Origin of the sequence: Aliiroseovarius sp. PTFE2010 (assembly GCF_049943335.1) — a bacterium.
In the GTDB taxonomy this organism is placed as follows: Bacteria; Pseudomonadota; Alphaproteobacteria; order Rhodobacterales; family Rhodobacteraceae; genus JBNFVY01.
In genome coordinates, this window is record NZ_JBNFVY010000013.1 from 20,999 (window position 1) to 37,818 (window position 16,820).

The following is a 16,820-nucleotide window of genomic DNA, read 5'->3' on the forward strand; positions in this document are numbered from 1 at the left end:
GGTCTTGCCAAGTCAAGCGACATGAAGCACAAGCGAACCGCACTGAAATTTGAGGTCCGCCCATGCGTCTGTCGCGTTATTTCCTTCCGGTCCTGAAGGAAACCCCGTCCGAAGCCCAGATCGTCAGCCATCGGCTGATGCTGCGTGCCGGTATGATCCGTCAACAGTCGGCAGGCATCTATTCGTGGCTGCCGCTGGGGCTGAAAGTGCTCAAACGGGTCGAGCAGATCGTGAACGAGGAACAGCAGCGCGCAGGTCACATCCCGTTGCTGATGCCCACGCTGCAGTCGGCCGACCTGTGGCGCGAAAGCGGCCGCTTTGATGCTTACGGCGAAGAACTGCTACGCATGAAGGACCGGCACGACCGCGACATGCTCTACAGCCCCACTGCCGAAGAATTGTTCACCGATGTCTTTCGCAGCTACGTCAAGTCCTACAAGGACCTGCCGCTGACGCTCTACCAGATCCAGTGGAAATTCCGCGATGAAATCCGCCCCCGTTTTGGCGTGATGCGCGGGCGCGAGTTCCTGATGAAGGACGGCTACAATTTCGATCTGACCAAGCAAGACGCGCTGCACGCCTATAACCGGCATCTGGTCAGCTACCTGCGCACCTACGAACGCATGGGTCTGCAAGCGATCCCGATGCGCGCCGACAGCGGCCCGATCGGGGGCGACAATACGCATGAATTCCTGGTGCTGGCCGAAACCGGCGAGAGCGAGGTGTTCTACGACAGCGAGATCACGGACCTGACCTTTGGCGACCGCCAGATCGATTATGACAGCGTCGAGCAATGCCAGGCGGTGCTGGAGGAATTCACCAGCCGGTACGCGCGCACCGACGAAACCCACGACGAGGCCGAATTTGCCAAAGTGCCCGAAGAGCGCCGCCGCACCGCGCGCGGGATCGAAGTGGGACAGATTTTCTATTTTGGCACCAAGTATTCCGACGCCATGGGCGCCACGGTGCAGGATCGCGAAGGCAATCAGGTGGCCGTGCACATGGGCAGCCACGGCATTGGCGTCAGCCGCTTGCTGGGCGCGCTGATCGAAGCCAATCACGACGACAACGGGATCATCTGGCCCGAAGGCGTGACGCCGTTCCATGTGGGAATCGTCAACCTCAAACAGGGCGATGTCCAGGCGGATGCGGCGTGCCAGTCGCTGTACGACAGCTTCACGGCCTTGGGTCTTGAACCGCTTTACGACGATCGCAAGGAACGGGCCGGGGGAAAATTCGCCACGATGGACCTGATCGGCCTGCCTTGGCGGATCACCGTTGGGCCACGGGGGCTGAAAAACGGCGTGGTCGAACTGACCAGCCGCCGCACGGGGGCCAGTGAAGAGCTGCCGCCAGAGCAGGCGGTCGAAAAGGTTGCCAAGATCTATGCCGGGCTCTGACAGGCGCGCGGCTTGACCTTTGGCAAGCGCCCGGCGCACTGTCGCGCCGATCAGACTGCGGAGCCCGTTTTGCTAAAACCTTTCGCCCCTTTTGAATGGATGATCGCGTGGCGCTATTTGCGTGCACGGCGCAGCGAAGGCGGCGTGTCGGTCATGACCTGGATTTCCCTGATCGGCATCACCCTGGCCGTGGCCGCGCTGATCATCACGATGGCTGTGCGTTCGGGATTTCGGGCCGAATTCGTCGATACGATCCTGGGCGCCAATGCCCATGTCACGGTCTATTCCGCCGGACGCGTCGCGGCGAATGGCCAGTTCGACCGCGCGGTGCCTGACTACGACGAAATTGCGAAACGCCTGTCTGCGGTGGATGGGGTGATCCGCGCTGCGCCGCTGGTGCGGGGGCAGGTCATGGCCAACGCAGGCCAGCAGAACGCCTTTGCCGATGTGCGGGGCATCCGGGCCGCAGATCTGGCGGCCATTCCGCGCATTGCTGATCCTGCGACGTCGCAGGGGTCTCTGGACGGGTTTGAACGCGGCATTGCCTTGGGCTCGGAACTGGCGCGCGATCTTGGGGTGAGCCTGGGCGACCGGGTCAAGCTGATATCGCCGAACGGGGCCAAGACCCCCTTTGGCACATCGCCGCGCGTAAACGGCTATGAGGTGGTCTATATCTTTTCCGCAGGCCGCTACGACATCGACAAGGTCCGTCTGTACATGCCCTTTGCCGAGGCACAGAGCTTTTTCAACAGCGAAGGCGTGGCGGACGAGATCGAGGTCATGGTGGACAACCCCGACCAGATCGACAGCTTTCGCGCCCCGTTGATGAAGGCCGCCGGGGCGGGGGCATTGCTGTGGACATGGCGCGACAGTTCAGGGGCATTCCTGGAAGCGCTGGCGATCGAAGACACGGTGATGTTCGTGCTGATGGCGGTGCTGGTGCTGATCGCGTCGCTGAACATCACGAGCGGGCTGGTGATGCTGGTCAAGAACAAGGGGCGCGACATCGGCATCCTGCGAACCATGGGCCTGAGCCAGGGATCGATCCTGCGGGTGTTTTTCCTGTGCGGCGCCATGGTCGGGCTGATCGGAACCGCGCTCGGGGTGGTGCTGGGCTGCCTGTTCGCGCTCTATTTCGATCCGATTCTGGCCTTTGTGAACGGCGCCTCGGGGGGCGATGTCTGGGACGCGTCGATCCGCGGCATCTATCGCCTGCCAGCGGTTTTGCGTTGGCAGGATGTGCTGGGGGCCGTGGGCCTGTCGCTGATCCTGTCCTTTGGAATCACGATCTTTCCCGCGCGCCGCGCGGCCCGCATGAACCCGGTCGAGGCGCTGCGCTATGAATGATGTTCTGACGCTTGCAGGTCTGGAAAAAGTATACAAACGGGGACAACCCGGCGAAATCGTGGTGCTGCGCGATGCCAGCCTGGGCCTTGCGCCGGGCGAAGTGGTGGCGTTGACGGCGCCCTCGGGCTCGGGCAAATCCACGCTGTTGCATATCGCGGGCCTGCTGGACGCGGCCGATGCGGGTGTGGTCAAGATCGGCGGGCAGGATATGTCGGGGGCGTCGGATCGGAAGCGGACGGAAATCCGCCGCGCCGAAGTGGGTTTTATCTATCAGTTCCATCACCTTCTGCCCGAGTTCACCGCGCTGGAAAACATCGTCCTGCCGCAGTTGGCCGCCGGAACGACGCCGCGCGCTGCGCAAGAGCGGGCGCGCGGGTTGCTGGACAAGGTGGGGATGGGGCAACGGGCGGATCACCGCCCGGCCGAGCTTTCCGGCGGCGAGCAGCAGCGCGTGGCCTTTTGCCGGGCGCTGGCCAACCGACCGAGGATCCTGTTGGCCGATGAGCCGACCGGGAACCTGGATCCCGCGACATCCGAGGTGGTGTTTGGCGCCCTGATGGACCTGGTTCGCGATGAAGGTCTGGCTGCGCTTATTGCCACGCACAACCTTGAGTTGGCCGCGCGTATGGATCGGACCCTGCATCTGGAACAAGGCCGGATCACAACGGCCCCCTGATCCCCGATGACGCGGCCAATCTGATCGGGATCAAGGCGCCGCTGGCCTGATCCCAATAGAGTCGGGGCAGGAGGTATCCCATGAAAGTCCTTGTCCTGATTGCCAGCGTGATCGCCAGTAGCGCGATCGCGCAGGATGCGACCACGGGCGCGACGCTTTTCGCGGACCGTTGTGCGGTCTGTCACGGGGCCCAAGCAGCGGGCAATGGCCCCATGGCACCGGTTTTGACCATACAACCCACTGATCTGACGCAGCTGGCGGCCCGAAATGACGGGGTCTTTCCGACAGCCCGCGTGGCCGCACGAATTGACGGGCGCGATCCGTTGGTGGCCCACGGGTCGCCCATGTGGGTGTTTGGCGAATTCTTTGACGCGCAAGGGCCCGATATCGCCCTGCAACTGCCGGCAGGCGAGCGGATCATGGTCAGCGGCCCGATCGCGGACTTGGTTGCCTGGATCGAAACAATACAGGTTCATTCGTCAGAATGATCATTGGATCAAACCAAAAAGCGAGGTGACGCCCGGCCGGAAATGCACAGAAAAACAACCTGCCCCTACGGCAGATTCTTGAGTTCACTTTGTTCACAAATTGCGATAGTATGAATTTGTTTCTAATTTTTGGGAGAAATTTTGAATGACCATTTCACGCACATCCAAGCTTGGCTTTGCCAGCGCTGCGTTGGGACTGGGCCTTTTGGCCGCGACGTCGGCGAATGCGACCATCCTGACCATCTATGACGGAATTGCCGCCGGTAAAGCCGACTTCGACACAACTGTGGCCGCCGCAGGTGGAACGGTTGTGACGGACACCTGGACAGGCCTTTCGTCGTCAGCCAGCATTGACCGTGGCGACTACACCATCACCGCCAACGATGGCGGAACCATGTACTTTACCAGCTACGGATCGCTGTCCGGGCAGGCGATGGACATCGGCCCGGCGCTGAACAGCGGTGCATCCGAACCTTCGGGCTCGCGCGCTGACCCGATGGATTATTTTGATGCCGGGATCACGTTCTCGTTTGATTCGCCGGTGAATTCCTTTGGGTTCGAAGTGGGCGACTGGGCGACGTGCTGTAAGGCCCCCGTCACCGAATTGTTCATCTCATTCGACGGCGGCGCCGCGATTACGGTGGGTTCGGCAGGCGCCGGCGATGACGAACGCTTCCCGTCCCAGGCCAACCCCGCAGCCAGTGTCTACGAAATCTTTGTCGCGGCCTTTGACGACACGGATGAATTCAGCACCGTGTCCTTCTGGGGCAACGGGCTGGGCGAATACCTGCTTGCCGGTGGTGAGGTCAGCTATGCGCTGATCGATGCCGGATCGCTGCCGCCGACCGGCGCTGCGGTTCCCGTTCCGGCCTCGGCCCTGCTGCTGCTCAGCGGGCTGGGTGGTATCGCCGCGATGCGTCGCCGCAAATCCGCCTGAGGCGACGACACCTGTGAAAACCCGAAGGGCGCCAGCGTTTGGCGCCCTTTTTCTGTTGTGCGGGCTTGGCGCCGCCGTTGCGCCGTTATTGGTTCGGCGCCCCAATCAATTGCATGTTGGAAACGTGGCGCTGCACGTCCGGATCGGCCGCGGCGCGTGCGCGCTCTAGCGGTGGGTTGCGCAGCGCGTGATGGCGCAGCCCGGCAACGATCAGGGCCTTGTACCACGCGAACGGGGTCAGATCGCTGAAGCGCGCGTCATCCACAGCAACATATGTTGCGCAATTCACTTCATTTTCGCCGACCAGCACATCAACAACGCGCCGCGCATAGCCCGCGCCTTCGATCCCATCAAGTGTCACCGCACACACGGGCGAAAGGCTGAAGACCGCGCCAGTGGTCACGCTGCCGGGCGCGTCGAACACTGTCGCTTTGCCCGAACCGTCCTTGCCGCGTTTCGAATAGTCTGACGCGAAGTCCGGCAAGCGCGCCGCCCCGACCAGCCGCGCCGATGGGCAGCGGGCGCGCAGACGCGCAGGTAGCAGATTCGAGCCATAGGCGAAGTAGAGAACCTCAGACATCCAGTTCTTCGACAAACCGTGCGTTTTCCTGAATATACTGGAAGCGCAGTTCGGGTTTCTTGCCCATCAGGCGTTCGACCAGATCACCCGTTTCGCCCGGTTCATCTTCGTCGATCGTGACACGGATCAATTTACGGGTGTTGGGGTTCATCGTGGTGTCCTTGAGGTCTTTGGCGTCCATTTCGCCAAGCCCCTTGAACCGGCTCACCTCGATCTTGCCTTTCCCGCCAAGACCTTTTTGCATCCATGTCTCGCGCTCGGCTTCGTCCAGGCAATAGACCGTCTTGGCCCCCTGGGTCAGGCGAAAGAGCGGGGGGCAGGCCAGGTACAAATGCCCCGCGTCGATCATCGGGCGCATCTGAGTGAAGAAAAAAGTCATCAAGAGGCTGGCAATATGCGCGCCATCCACATCGGCGTCGGTCATGATGATGATCTTGTCATAGCGCAGATCGTCGAGGTTGAACCGCGTGCCCAGACCCACGCCAAGTGCTTGGCACAGATCGTTGATTTCCTGGTTCGACCCCAGCTTGGAACTTGCTGCGCCCAGCACGTTCAGGATTTTGCCGCGCAGGGGCAGCAAGGCCTGGGTCTTGCGATCCCGCCCCATTTTGGCCGATCCGCCCGCGCTGTCGCCTTCGACGATGAACAATTCGGTGCCTGCGCGGTTGGTGGCGCTGCAATCGACCAGCTTGCCGGGCAGGCGAAGCTTCTTTGTCGCGGTCTTGCGCTGCGTTTCCTTTTCCTGGCGCCGGCGCAGACGCTCTTCGGCCCGCAAAACCAGGAAATCCAGAATTGCGCCGGCCGATTTCGTGTCGGCCGCCAGCCAGTTGTCAAAGTGATCGCGCACAGACTGTTCCACCAGCTTTTGCGCTTCGACTGTGGCCAGGCGATCCTTGGTCTGGCCGACGAATTCCGGCTCGCGGATGAAGCATGAAACCAGTGCGCAGCCCCCGGTGACAAGGTCTTCGCGGGTGATGTCCTTGGCTTTTCGGTTGTTCACCAATTCGCCGTAAGCGCGGATGCCTTTCAGAATTGCGGCCCAAAAGCCGGCCTCGTGGGTGCCGCCTTCGGGGGTGGGTACGGTGTTACAATATGACTGGATGAACCCGTCGCGCGCCGGGGTCCAGTTGATCGCCCATTCCACCTTGCCGGGCACGGCGAAGCGCGCCTGGAAATCGACCGTGCCTGCAAAGGGCCGGTCGGCGTAGGTCGATGCGCTGCCCAGTGTTTCGGTCAGATAGTCGGCCAGGCCGCCGGGGAAATGGAAGGTGGCTTCGGTCGGGGTTTCGCCATCGTCGATGGCCGATTTCCAGCGGATTTCGACGCCGCTGAACAGGTAGGCTTTCGAACGTATGCTGTTGAACAGCCGCGCAGGTTTGAACCGGTGCGATCCGAAAATTTCTTCGTCGGCGTGAAACGTCACCTGGGTGCCGCGACGGTTGGGCGCGGCGCCGACCTTTTCCACTGGCCCTTGGGGTATTCCGCGCGAGAATGACTGGCGAAACAATTGTTTGTCGCGCGCGACCTCGACCACCATGGAATCGGACAGCGCGTTGACGACCGACGCGCCCACCCCATGCAGACCGCCCGACGTCTGATACGCCTTGCCGCTGAATTTGCCGCCCGCGTGCAGCGTGCAGAGGATCACCTCTAGCGCGCTCTTGTCGGGAAATTTGGGGTGCGGATCGACCGGAATGCCGCGTCCGTTGTCGCGCACGCTCAGCGAATAGTCGGCGTGCAGATCGACCTCGATGCGGTTGGCATGGCCGGCCACCGCTTCATCCATCGAATTGTCCAGAATTTCCGCGACCAAGTGGTGCAGGGCGCGTTCGTCGGTGCCACCGATATACATGCCGGGGCGTTTGCGCACCGGTTCAAGCCCTTCGAGGACTTCGATGGAAGAGGCGTCATAGGCGGGCTGCGCGCCCCCGAGAAGGTCGTCTGCCATGGGTGTTTGCTGCTCTTTATCTTGGTTTGATGGTCATTATGGCAGGCCGCACCGCCCGGGGGAAGGGACAAGCGTGGCTTGTCAGCTCAGGAAAGCGGCCACGGCCCCTGCGACGCGGGATGTCTTCTGGTGAATGACCCAATGATCCGCGTCCGAGATGGTCAGGCACGTCAGGTCCGGCACGTAGGCCTCAAGCCCGTCAAGCGATTCCGGCAGCAGCGCGGTGTCTTTTTGCCCCCAGATCAAAAGGTGGGGCATGGTGATCCTTGCGGCCGCGACCGGGATCGGATCAACGGCGATGGGCCTGCCAGGTTCGGCCACCTGAACGGGCGACGCGCGGTACCAGTTCAACATGCCTGAAAGACGCCCGGGGCGGGCCCATTCAGCCTTGTAGGCGGCCCTCTTTTCTGCCGTCATCCACGAAAAATCCATGTCTTCAGGAAAGAGCGAAAAGAGCTTTGTGAACCCGTTCGCGGACAGGGACTGTTCGGCGTCCGGGCGGCGCAGTTCATTGATGTAGCGCGAGGCCGCCGATTGCGCGCCGCCTTGCGCACAGGCGCGCAAGAACGGGCCCGGATGCACGCCGTTCGCCACGATCAGGCGGCTGATCAGATCGGGGTACTGGATGGCCAGCGCATAGGCCACCGCCGCGCCCCAATCGTGGCTCATGACGGCCATCGGGCCGCCTTCGGACCGGATCAGCATGGCCATGTCCTGTGCCAGCAGATGGGCGCGATAGGCGTCGGGTTCGGCTGGGCACCAGCTCTGACCGTAGCCGCGCTGGTCGGGGGCGATACAGTGAAACTGGCCCGCCAAGCGCTGCGCCAACCCGTCCCATGCGCCCGAATATTCCGGAAACCCGTGCAGTAACAGCAGTTTGGGCAGGGTCGGGTCCCCCCACCTGCGAACAAAAAACGGGTTGCCGCCCAAGTTAAGGAACTGTCCAGTCATGACGGGACAAGACATGGTTGCGACGGGCGGTGCAAGGGGCTATGGCCGTAAGGGCAGCCAATAGCGCACGGATCCGCCATGAAACCTCTCGTCATCACCGCCCTTTGCCTTTTGCCCGTCAGCGACTGCATCGCACAGGAGGTGGACGTCGAGACGTTCTATTGGGCGCGCACCACGGCCGGGGTTTCAGACAATGACATCCTTGCGGCCAATGTGGGGGCAACTTGGCGCGGGGATACGTGGTCAACGCGGCTTGGGGGCGCTTATGGCGTGCGCAACGAAGACTGGACTGGCGAATACCCGTCGCTGGCCGGGGTTGACCTGTTCCGCTTTCGCGACTTGCCGGACGGGCGTACCGGGTGGTCCGTCGCACTTGACTGGGCCGAAGACCGCACAACCGTGCTTGAGGCCGCGTGGGGGCGCGCCTGGGACCGGCCGCAGGCGGTGGGGCGCGTCACGGTTGGCGCCTCTGTCCTTGCCGACAATGACGACGTGCCGGGGCGCGATACGCTGTCGCCCGCCGCAGTGGGGGAATGGACATGGTACCCGCGCGATTGGGCCGCGATCGGTGCAGGCATGCAGGTGGATGACCGCGGCGTTCTGGGCGCTTTGCGGACCGATCTGAAACTGGCTGAAAACGCCTCGTTCCGGCTGGAATGGAGCTATACCGAAAACTACTATGATTTCGATGGCGCCTATTTCAACAATGACATCCGGGGCGGGTTGTTCTTTACCGTCCCTTTCGACAGCTTGCGCGAACGTGACGCCCGCCTGCCACTGCGCCTGACACACCGGTTTGCCCGCGCCCAGTAGGCCTTGATGCCGATCAAGGCGCAAGGGCCGGCAAACCCCTAATATTCCCCTGTCAAACGTACAGGAGAATGCCCATGCCCCGCGATGCCGCGCAATCCGGTTCCGTGTCAAAACCGCAGGCCCCGGCGGCCAAACCCACAAGTTTTCCACGCGTCGGGCATGATCAGATCCGGCACGCATTCGAAACCGGCGAATATCCCTATGCGGAAAAAATGCCGCGCAAGGAATACGAAGACGAAAAGGCGAAACTCCAGGCCGAACTGTTGAAGGTTCAGCACTGGGCGCAAGAGACCGGGGACAAGTTCGTGCTGTTGTTCGAGGGGCGCGATGCCGCCGGCAAGGGCGGCACCATCAAGCGGTTCACCGAACACCTGAACCCCCGCCATGCCCGCGTTGTCGCGCTGAACAAACCCAGCGATGTCGAGCGCGGTCAGTGGTTCTTTCAGCGCTACATCGAACATCTGCCCACGGCAGGTGAAATCGTGCTCTATGACCGCAGCTGGTACAATCGCGCGGGGGTCGAGCGTGTAATGGGGTTTTGCACCCCGAACGATTATCTTGAATTCATGCGCCAGACGCCGGAACTGGAACGGATGCTGACGCGGACCGGGGTAAGGCTTTATAAATATTGGTTTTCTGTCACCCAGGATGAACAGCGCGCGCGGTTTCAGTCGCGCGAAACCGACCCGCTGAAGATGTGGAAACTGTCCCCGATCGACAAGGCCAGTCTGGACAAATGGGACGATTACACCGAGGCGAAAGAAGCGATGTTCTTTTACACCGACACCGCCGATGCGCCGTGGACGATCATCAAATCGAACGACAAGAAGCGCGCGCGCATCAACTGTATGCGCCACTTTCTGTCCACGCTGGATTATCCCGGCAAGGACCTAGAAATCGTCCAAACGCCCGACCCGTTGATTGTGGGACATGCGGGCCATGTGGTGCACAAGTCTGCCCATATCCTGGGCACATCATTGCACCCGGCGCAGCGTCGTGTCTGACGTCGTGGCGGCTTGGTCAGGCGGCTTGGTCAGGCGGCTTGGTCAGGCGGCTTGGTCAGGCGGCTGTCGGGGCGCATATCGGGGGGCCTTGTGCCGCCCATGCGTCGTGGCTTGATCCGGCCCGCCACCCGCGCCGAACGGCCTATTTTCCCCGTTGCAAAGCACTGAACAAAGCACTGAACCTGGCGGCCAAGCCGCGCGGGTTTAACGGGGGCGTCGCGTCATCTGACGCGCGGCCTAGCGCGCCGCTTTTTCCGCAATGCCCGAGGTGCCGGTGCGCCGGTCAAGTTCGGCCAGAACGTCCGCCATCGGGATATCGCGCGCCGCCAGCATGACGGCAAGATGATAGAGCACATCGGCCGCTTCGTAGGTCAGGTTGTCGCGATCGTTCTTGGCGCAGGCGATGATGGCTTCGATCGCCTCTTCGCCGAATTTTTCGGCGCATTTATCGGGGCCTTTGGCCAGCAACTTGGCCGTCCAGCTGCTGTCGGGATCGGCCGATTTGCGTGCATCGATGGTGGCGGAAAGGCGGTCTAGGGGATGGGTCATTTGGGCCGTCTGCTTTCTGTCTGCTATCTGTCTGCGCGGCGTCTGCGCCGCGTCGGCTATCTGTCGGGCACATGTATGGCACGTCGTATGGCAGCGTGTCGGGCGGGTGTTCGCTCAGGTCAGCCGCATCGGGATTCCGGCGGCGGCCATATGGGCCTTGGCCTGGGCAATCGTGAAATCGCCGAAATGAAAGATCGACGCGGCCAGCACCGCGCTGGCATGCCCTTCGGTGACGCCTTCGACCAGATGGTCCAGCGTGCCCACCCCGCCCGAAGCGATGACCGGAATGGCGACCGCATCCGCGATGGCGCGCGTCATCGCCAGGTTGAACCCCGCGCGGGTGCCGTCGCGGTCCATCGACGTCAACAGGATTTCACCGGCGCCCTTGGCTTCGACCGTTTTGGCGAATTCGACCGCGTCAATGCCGGTGGGGTTGCGCCCGCCGTGGGTGAAAATCTGCCACTTGCCGGGCGCGACGGTCTTGGCGTCGATGGCGACCACGATGCACTGGCTGCCGAAACGATCCGCCGATCGCGCCACCACGTCCGGGTCGGCCACCGCGGCCGAGTTGAACGACACCTTGTCCGCGCCCGCCAACAGCAGGTCGCGCACATCTTCGGGCGTGCGCACGCCGCCGCCGATGGTCAGCGGCATAAAGCACTGCTCGGCCGTGCGGGTGGCCAGATCGTACATCGTGCCGCGGTTTTCATGGGTGGCGTGAATGTCCAGGAAACACAGCTCGTCCGCGCCGGCGGCGTCATACGCCCGCGCGCTTTGCACCGGGTCGCCCGCGTCGATCAGATCGACGAAGTTGACCCCTTTGACCACGCGCCCGTCGGCCACGTCGAGACAGGGAATGATGCGGGTTTTCAGCATGGCAATGCCCTTTTGCGGTTCTCGCCCCTGTCTAGGGCCAAACGGGCGGGGATTCCAGTGCCGCGCTCAGCGTGTGCGGCGCCGGTGCAGATGCCGGATCAGGTCACACAGCCCGCGCGTGCCAAGGCACAGCGCAAGAACGCCCGCGATGGGCCGGGTGATCAGTAAAAGCCAACCGGTCAGCGCGAACCCGCCCCATACCGGCCCCCAATCATGGCCGTTGACGATGCAGGCGTAGTGACGATGCAGGCGTAGCCCCCGCCTTGGTCAACCTGGCAATCGTGCTGGTCGGCAAGCCCCGACACCTATGTGATGGCGACAATGGGCTGAGGCATAGGCCCCGAGCGCGCGCGACATAGAGCGCCGCCTTCAGGCCCGCAATACGGTCAGCGCCTGGGCCAGATCAATCGCACCGTCATAAAGCGCGCGGCCCGATATGGCCCCGTTCAACGGCGCGCCGCAGGATTTCAGCGCCCTGAGATCATCCAGCGTCGATACCCCCCCGCTGGCGATCACGGGGATCGACACGGCATTCGCCAACGCAGCGGTTTCTTCGATATTCGGGCCTTGCATCGCGCCGTCGCGATTGATGTCGGTGTAAATGATCGCCGCCACGCCCGCGTCTTCAAACGATCGGGCCAGATCGGTGGCGACCACGTCGGTTTCCTGGGCCCAGCCCTTGGTCGCGACCATGCCCTTGCGCGCGTCGATGCCCACGGCGACCTGCCCGGGAAAGGCGCGCGCGGCCTGGCGCACCAGATCGGGGTTTTCCACCGCGACCGTCCCCAGGATGACGCGGGCCAGGCCCTTGTCCAGCCAGCGTTCAATCGTGGCCATGTCGCGAATGCCGCCCCCCAGCTGGGCCGGGACCTTGGTCTGGCGCAGGATGTCTTCGACCGGGGCAGCGTTGACCGGTTCGCCCGCGAATGCGCCGTTCAGATCGACAAGGTGCAGCCACTCGCACCCTGCGTTCACGAATTCCAGCGCCTGGGCGGCAGGGTTGTCGTTGAAGACGGTGGCTTGTTCCATTTCGCCCTTGTAAAGGCGCACGGCGTTGCCGTCTTTGAGATCGATGGCGGGATAGAGGATCATGGTACTCTCGGGTTGGCATCAGGTCGCGCCCGTGTCGCACGATCCGGCCCGAAATGCCAAGCCCCTACGTCATGCTTGCCCGGCACATTTGGGCACGCCGGTTTGAGGATGCGACACGCGGGGGATCGAATGAGGCGCGGGCGGGGCGGTGATTTGCGGGGCCATCGCGCACACGCGTGATGATTTGGATGATTCCTTACGCGACCGGGCGGGCCGGGCGCGCGTGATGAGCGGGGGCAGGGGCAAGGCTCAGGCGCTCCGGGCGAGTGTTCAGCGCGCGTTCAGGGCGCCCAATCAAGGAAATTGGCAATCATGTGCAGGCCGGCGCGCTGGCTCTTTTCGGGGTGAAACTGCATCCCGATCATGTTGTCGCGCCCGACAATTGCGGTGATGTCGCCGGCGTAATCCACATGGGCAAGGCGGTGGGCCGGGTCGGCGGCCACGAAGTGGTACGAATGGACGAAATACGCGTGTTCGCCGGTTTCGACCCCGTCCAGAACGGGGTGGGGGGCGTCGATGATCAGGTCGTTCCAGCCCATGTGCGGCACCTTGAAGGCCGGGTCGGCGGGGGTGATTTTCACGACATCGCCCCCGATCCAGCCAAAGCCACTGGTGTCGGCATATTCGCGGCCCCGGCTGGCCATCATCTGCATGCCCACGCAGATGCCCATAAAGGGTTTTCCGCCTGAAATCACAGCCTCTTCAATGGCTTCGAAGAGTCCTGTGTATTCGAACAAGTGGCGTTTGCAGGCCGGGAAGGCCCCGTCGCCGGGCAGCACGATGCGGTCGGCCTTGGCCACGACATCAGGTTCGGATGTGACCACGATGGTGCCGTGTCCGGCCTCGGCTGCCATGCGTTCAAAGGCCTTCTGGGCCGAATGCAGATTGCCGCTATCATAATCGACCAGGGCCGTCAGCATCAGAGCGCGCCCTTGGTCGAAGGGATGGCATCGGATTTGCGTGGATCGGTTTCCACCGCTTCGCGCAGCGCGCGGGCGACCGATTTGAACGCGGCTTCGGCGATGTGGTGGCTGTTGATCCCGTGCAGCGCGTCCACGTGCAGCGTGATGCCGCCATGGGTGCTGAGCGCCTGAAAAAACTCGCGCACCAGTTCGGTGTCGAAAGCGCCGATCTTGGCGGTGGGCAGATCGACATTCCACACCAGAAACGGGCGCGCCGACAGATCGATCGCGGTGCGCACCAGCGCATCGTCCATCGCCAGCAAACACGCGCCATAGCGCCGGATTCCGGTCTTGTCGCCCAGGGCCTGAACCAGCGCCTGACCAAGCGCGATGCCGGTGTCTTCGACGGTGTGGTGATCGTCGATGTGCAAATCGCCCTTGGCACGGATGGTCATGTCGATCAGCGAATGGCGTGCCAGCTGGTCCAGCATGTGGTCGAAAAAGCCCACGCCGGTCTGGTTGTCATAGGTGCCCGACCCGTCGAGATTGATGTCGACGGAGATATCGGTTTCCGCGGTTTTTCGCGTGATCTTTGCGGTGCGCATGGCGTTCTCCGAGTGACTTACGCGCCTTATAGGCGGGCGGTTTGCGCAATCCAAGCGCTGTCGGTTGGTTCGGGCGGGGGTGTTGCCGTGCTACATTCCCCAGATGGGGTCGCGTGCCCGAATTCTGTGCCCAAGCCTGTGATCAAATCTGGGCTCAATCCTGTGCCGAAACCTGCGTCTGGGCAGGGGGCGGCGGCAGGGGCCAGCGCGGGGCCAGCGCGGTGCAAGGTGCGCGCGGTCCGGGCGGGCGCGACATGTGAAACGGATGCCCCAAAACAGGCAAAAGGGCCGCGCTTGCGACCCTATGCATGTTCCCATTCTAAAGAGAATTTGGAGCGGGCGATGAGATTCGAACTCACGACCCTTACCTTGGCAAGGTAATGCTCTACCCCTGAGCTACGCCCGCATCCGTTGGGTGAGGCGGGATTTATACGCCGTTGTTCGCAGCTTCAACCCCCAAATCGCAGAATGACCGTTTTTTTTCATTCCGGCCTGCCAGGGCGGCATTCGCCCGCCGCCGGGCGCGGGATTTTTGCCCGCCGCCAGCGGGGCGTCACGACGCTTTGCGCCCAAGATCGAATTGCGCGCCATCGCCCACCGTGAAGCGTTCGACAAGGCGGTTCAGCTCTTGGGTGCCGTCGGCCAGGATCGAATTGGCGGCCGTCGTTTCTTCGAACATTGCGGCATTCATCTGGGTGACCGATTCCAGATCGTTGATGGCCTGGTTCGCCTCGTTCAGGCCGCGCGATTGCTCATGTGTCGACCTGGCGATCGAGCGCATCGACGAGGTGATCTTGTCAATCGCGCTCTGGATGCCTTCCAGCGCGGTGCCGGTGCTGTTGACCAGGTCCACGCCGTCGGTGATCTGGGCCACCGACGAACTGATCAACCCGTTGATCTGCTGGGCCGCATCGGACGAGCGCAGGGCCAGCGCGCGGACTTCCGAGGCCACAACGGAAAAGCCGCGCCCCGCTTCACCCGCGCGGGCCGCTTCCACGCCGGCGTTCAGGGCCAGCAGGTTGGTCTGAAAGGCGATGTCGTCAATGACGCCGGTGATTTTCTGAATCTCTTTCGACGATTCTTCGATCCCGGCCATGGCGGTCACGGTTTTGGCCATGATGGCGGTGCCCGATGCCGCGTCGCTGCTGGTGGTGTCGGCCAGGGATTGGGCGCGTTCGGAATCCTGCGCAACCTGCTGGATGGTCTGCGTCAACTGGTTCAGCGAGGCCGCGATTTCGGCCAGCGTCGCGGCTTGTCGTTCGGTCCGTGCGGAAAGATCGGTGGCGCTGACGGAAATTTCGACCGATTGCTGGCGGATCGTTCCCGATTGGCCGTGGACCGCGAACATGGCGTCCTGCAATTCTTCGGTTGCGGCGTTGAAATTGTCGCGCAGATCGCCAAATTCCGCCGCCAGCGGTTCGGTGATACGCGCACTCAGATCGCCATTTGCAAGGCTGTCCAGCTTGCTGCGCAACACCGCCAGAAGGTGTTCGAGATCCGCGTTGCGTTCGGCGCGTTCGGCAATCGCGCGCTCTTGATCCTGTGCGCGTTCCTGGTCTGCCGCGCGCGCGGTGGCCCGCGCCTGGTCGGCTTCGGCGGCCAGGTCGGCGGCGCGTTTGACGGCGTGCTCGGCGTCTTTGCGCGCTTGCTCGGCGGCGGCTTTTTCGTCCTGCGCCTGGGCGACTGCCTGGCTTGCGCGCGCCATCGCATCCTCAAGCACGGCGTTTTTCTTTTCCCCCGACTGATGCAGTTTGAGCCGGCTGTGAATCGCGAACAACAGCGCTGCGGTTTCCATCACGACGATCACGGCGTGCATGGCTGTGCGGACGATATTGAACGCCAGATCGCTCGAGGGGTAGACCAGCGCGGGCATTGCAAATGTCAGGGCCAGGTGGTGCACCGCGATCGTGCCGGCGGCGAAGATTACCGGGCGCATGCTGCTCATCATGACCAACGTCGCAAGCAGCGCGAAATAGAGCATATGGCTGTCGATCTGCAGCGGGTGGCCCATAAAGGCCGCGTTCAGCATGATCGCCTGACCCGTCAGCGCCTGCGCGGCAAGAATCCGCGGCGCCGGCCCGGTCCTTCGCGTGCAATAGAGCGCCAGCGCCGCAAACAGCAGCGATCCGATGGTGACAAGGATTTCATCCCGCCCGATCACCCAGCCGGCGGCGCTGACTGGCAGCGTCATGATCATGGCCAGACGCGCGACATTTTTCATCCCGCGTTGGCGTTCGTCTTCCAACGAAAGGTCTGCGTCAGACATCGGTGTTCCCTTCAAGACCACAGATTGCCGCCAGGGCGGCACTGTTTACGACGGCCCAGGCCCCGGCCTGCCTGGCGCGTTCAGAAAATTCCGGGTGGTTTGCCTGCGCGAAGGCGCCGAAAAGCGCCTGGTCCGGCCCGACCAGCCAGCCGCCCGCATCGGCCACGACAACGCCCGCATCGCGCCACGGCGGCGTGATGACCAGCGCGGGGCCATCAAAGACGTCGCCCCGGCCGGACAGCGCCATCAACGGGGCGGTCGCCAGGGTCGCAAGAACGATCAGTAAAGGTGCCGTATGGTCACGCATGAAACCTCCTGGAGCAGGAGCTGTTTCTAGGGCCCACAGATTACGAAGTGGATAACGCGGCCGCACCGAAAAGGGCGGA

The 16,820-nt window shown here is 62.8% G+C and carries 17 protein-coding genes and 1 tRNA gene; 7 read left to right on the forward strand and 11 right to left on the reverse strand.

Going from position 1 to position 16,820, the window contains the following annotated elements; translation table 11 throughout:
* Window positions 1-62: 62 nt before the first annotated feature.
* The 5 genes from proS to ACP2AV_RS14030 all read left to right on the forward strand — a co-directional run bounded on the left by proS (window position 63) and on the right by ACP2AV_RS14030 (window position 4,848).
* Window positions 63-1,400: a proline--tRNA ligase gene (gene proS / locus ACP2AV_RS14010; protein WP_426373402.1), complete on the forward strand. Its 1,338-nt coding sequence runs from the start codon at window positions 63-65 to the stop codon at window positions 1,398-1,400.
* 99 nt (window positions 1,401-1,499) lie between these two features.
* On the forward strand, window positions 1,500-2,747 hold the full coding sequence (locus tag ACP2AV_RS14015) for a lipoprotein-releasing ABC transporter permease subunit (protein ID WP_426373403.1): 1,248 nt from the start codon (window positions 1,500-1,502) through the stop codon (window positions 2,745-2,747).
* Window positions 2,740-3,423, forward strand: coding sequence for an ABC transporter ATP-binding protein (locus ACP2AV_RS14020; protein ID WP_426373404.1), 684 nt, complete (start codon window positions 2,740-2,742; stop codon window positions 3,421-3,423). Before ACP2AV_RS14015 ends, ACP2AV_RS14020 begins: the two co-directional genes overlap by 8 nt.
* Before the next feature lie 80 nt (window positions 3,424-3,503).
* Window positions 3,504-3,911 carry a c-type cytochrome gene (locus ACP2AV_RS14025; RefSeq protein ID WP_426373406.1) on the forward strand — a complete coding sequence of 136 codons (408 nt, stop codon included), beginning with the start codon at window positions 3,504-3,506 and terminating at the stop codon, window positions 3,909-3,911.
* A 145-nt stretch (window positions 3,912-4,056) separates the two neighbouring features.
* Window positions 4,057-4,848 carry a VPLPA-CTERM sorting domain-containing protein gene (locus tag ACP2AV_RS14030; RefSeq protein ID WP_426373407.1) on the forward strand — a complete coding sequence of 264 codons (792 nt, stop codon included), beginning with the start codon at window positions 4,057-4,059 and terminating at the stop codon, window positions 4,846-4,848.
* Window positions 4,849-4,933: 85 nt separating this feature from the next.
* Here the strand turns inward: ACP2AV_RS14030 and ACP2AV_RS14035 are convergent, their stop codons facing one another.
* The 3 genes from ACP2AV_RS14035 to ACP2AV_RS14045 form a co-directional block, all read right to left on the reverse strand.
* On the reverse strand, window positions 4,934-5,428 hold the full coding sequence (locus ACP2AV_RS14035) for a gamma-glutamylcyclotransferase family protein (protein ID WP_426373408.1): 495 nt from the start codon (window positions 5,426-5,428) through the stop codon (window positions 4,934-4,936).
* Complete coding sequence (gene parE, locus ACP2AV_RS14040; RefSeq protein ID WP_426373409.1) at window positions 5,421-7,376, reverse strand: DNA topoisomerase IV subunit B; 1,956 nt, start codon at window positions 7,374-7,376, stop codon at window positions 5,421-5,423. The genes ACP2AV_RS14035 and parE overlap by 8 nt, the downstream gene beginning before the upstream one ends.
* A gap of 81 nt (window positions 7,377-7,457) precedes the next feature.
* Window positions 7,458-8,327, reverse strand: a complete 870-nt coding sequence (locus ACP2AV_RS14045; RefSeq protein WP_426373410.1) for an alpha/beta fold hydrolase — start codon at window positions 8,325-8,327, stop codon at window positions 7,458-7,460.
* A gap of 78 nt (window positions 8,328-8,405) precedes the next feature.
* Here ACP2AV_RS14045 and ACP2AV_RS14050 point away from each other — a divergent pair, with 78 nt between their 5' ends.
* Both ACP2AV_RS14050 and ppk2 read left to right on the forward strand, forming a co-directional pair.
* Window positions 8,406-9,140: a hypothetical protein gene (locus ACP2AV_RS14050; protein WP_426373411.1), complete on the forward strand. Its 735-nt coding sequence runs from the start codon at window positions 8,406-8,408 to the stop codon at window positions 9,138-9,140.
* Window positions 9,141-9,214: 74 nt separating this feature from the next.
* Entirely contained in the window at window positions 9,215-10,144 is a 930-nt protein-coding gene (gene ppk2, locus ACP2AV_RS14055) for a polyphosphate kinase 2 (protein WP_426373412.1), read from the forward strand.
* A 237-nt stretch (window positions 10,145-10,381) separates the two neighbouring features.
* Here ppk2 and ACP2AV_RS14060 read toward each other — a convergent pair whose 3' ends face one another.
* The 8 genes from ACP2AV_RS14060 to ACP2AV_RS14095 form a co-directional block, all read right to left on the reverse strand.
* Window positions 10,382-10,693: a phosphoribosyl-ATP diphosphatase gene (locus ACP2AV_RS14060; RefSeq protein WP_426373413.1), complete on the reverse strand. Its 312-nt coding sequence runs from the start codon at window positions 10,691-10,693 to the stop codon at window positions 10,382-10,384.
* 114 nt (window positions 10,694-10,807) lie between these two features.
* On the reverse strand, window positions 10,808-11,569 hold the full coding sequence (hisF, locus tag ACP2AV_RS14065) for an imidazole glycerol phosphate synthase subunit HisF (protein ID WP_426373414.1): 762 nt from the start codon (window positions 11,567-11,569) through the stop codon (window positions 10,808-10,810).
* A gap of 369 nt (window positions 11,570-11,938) precedes the next feature.
* Window positions 11,939-12,661: a 1-(5-phosphoribosyl)-5-[(5-phosphoribosylamino)methylideneamino]imidazole-4-carboxamide isomerase gene (hisA, locus tag ACP2AV_RS14070; RefSeq protein WP_426373415.1), complete on the reverse strand. Its 723-nt coding sequence runs from the start codon at window positions 12,659-12,661 to the stop codon at window positions 11,939-11,941.
* A gap of 281 nt (window positions 12,662-12,942) precedes the next feature.
* Complete coding sequence (gene hisH / locus ACP2AV_RS14075) at window positions 12,943-13,581, reverse strand: imidazole glycerol phosphate synthase subunit HisH (protein ID WP_426373417.1); 639 nt, start codon at window positions 13,579-13,581, stop codon at window positions 12,943-12,945.
* A complete protein-coding gene (gene hisB / locus ACP2AV_RS14080) occupies window positions 13,581-14,168 on the reverse strand; it encodes an imidazoleglycerol-phosphate dehydratase HisB (protein WP_426373418.1) in 588 nt (195 codons plus the stop codon). The genes hisH and hisB overlap by 1 nt, the downstream gene beginning before the upstream one ends.
* Window positions 14,169-14,499: 331 nt before the next feature.
* A tRNA-Gly gene (locus tag ACP2AV_RS14085) sits at window positions 14,500-14,574 on the reverse strand.
* Between the two features lie 147 nt (window positions 14,575-14,721).
* The gene (locus ACP2AV_RS14090) at window positions 14,722-16,434 is read right to left on the reverse strand and encodes a methyl-accepting chemotaxis protein (RefSeq protein ID WP_426373419.1); all 1,713 of its coding nucleotides are present in this window, start codon (window positions 16,432-16,434) and stop codon (window positions 14,722-14,724) included.
* Window positions 16,427-16,741 (reverse strand): hypothetical protein, encoded by a 315-nt coding sequence (locus ACP2AV_RS14095; RefSeq protein WP_426373420.1) that lies wholly within the window; start codon window positions 16,739-16,741, stop codon window positions 16,427-16,429. Before ACP2AV_RS14095 ends, ACP2AV_RS14090 begins: the two co-directional genes overlap by 8 nt.
* Window positions 16,742-16,820 lie beyond the last annotated feature (79 nt).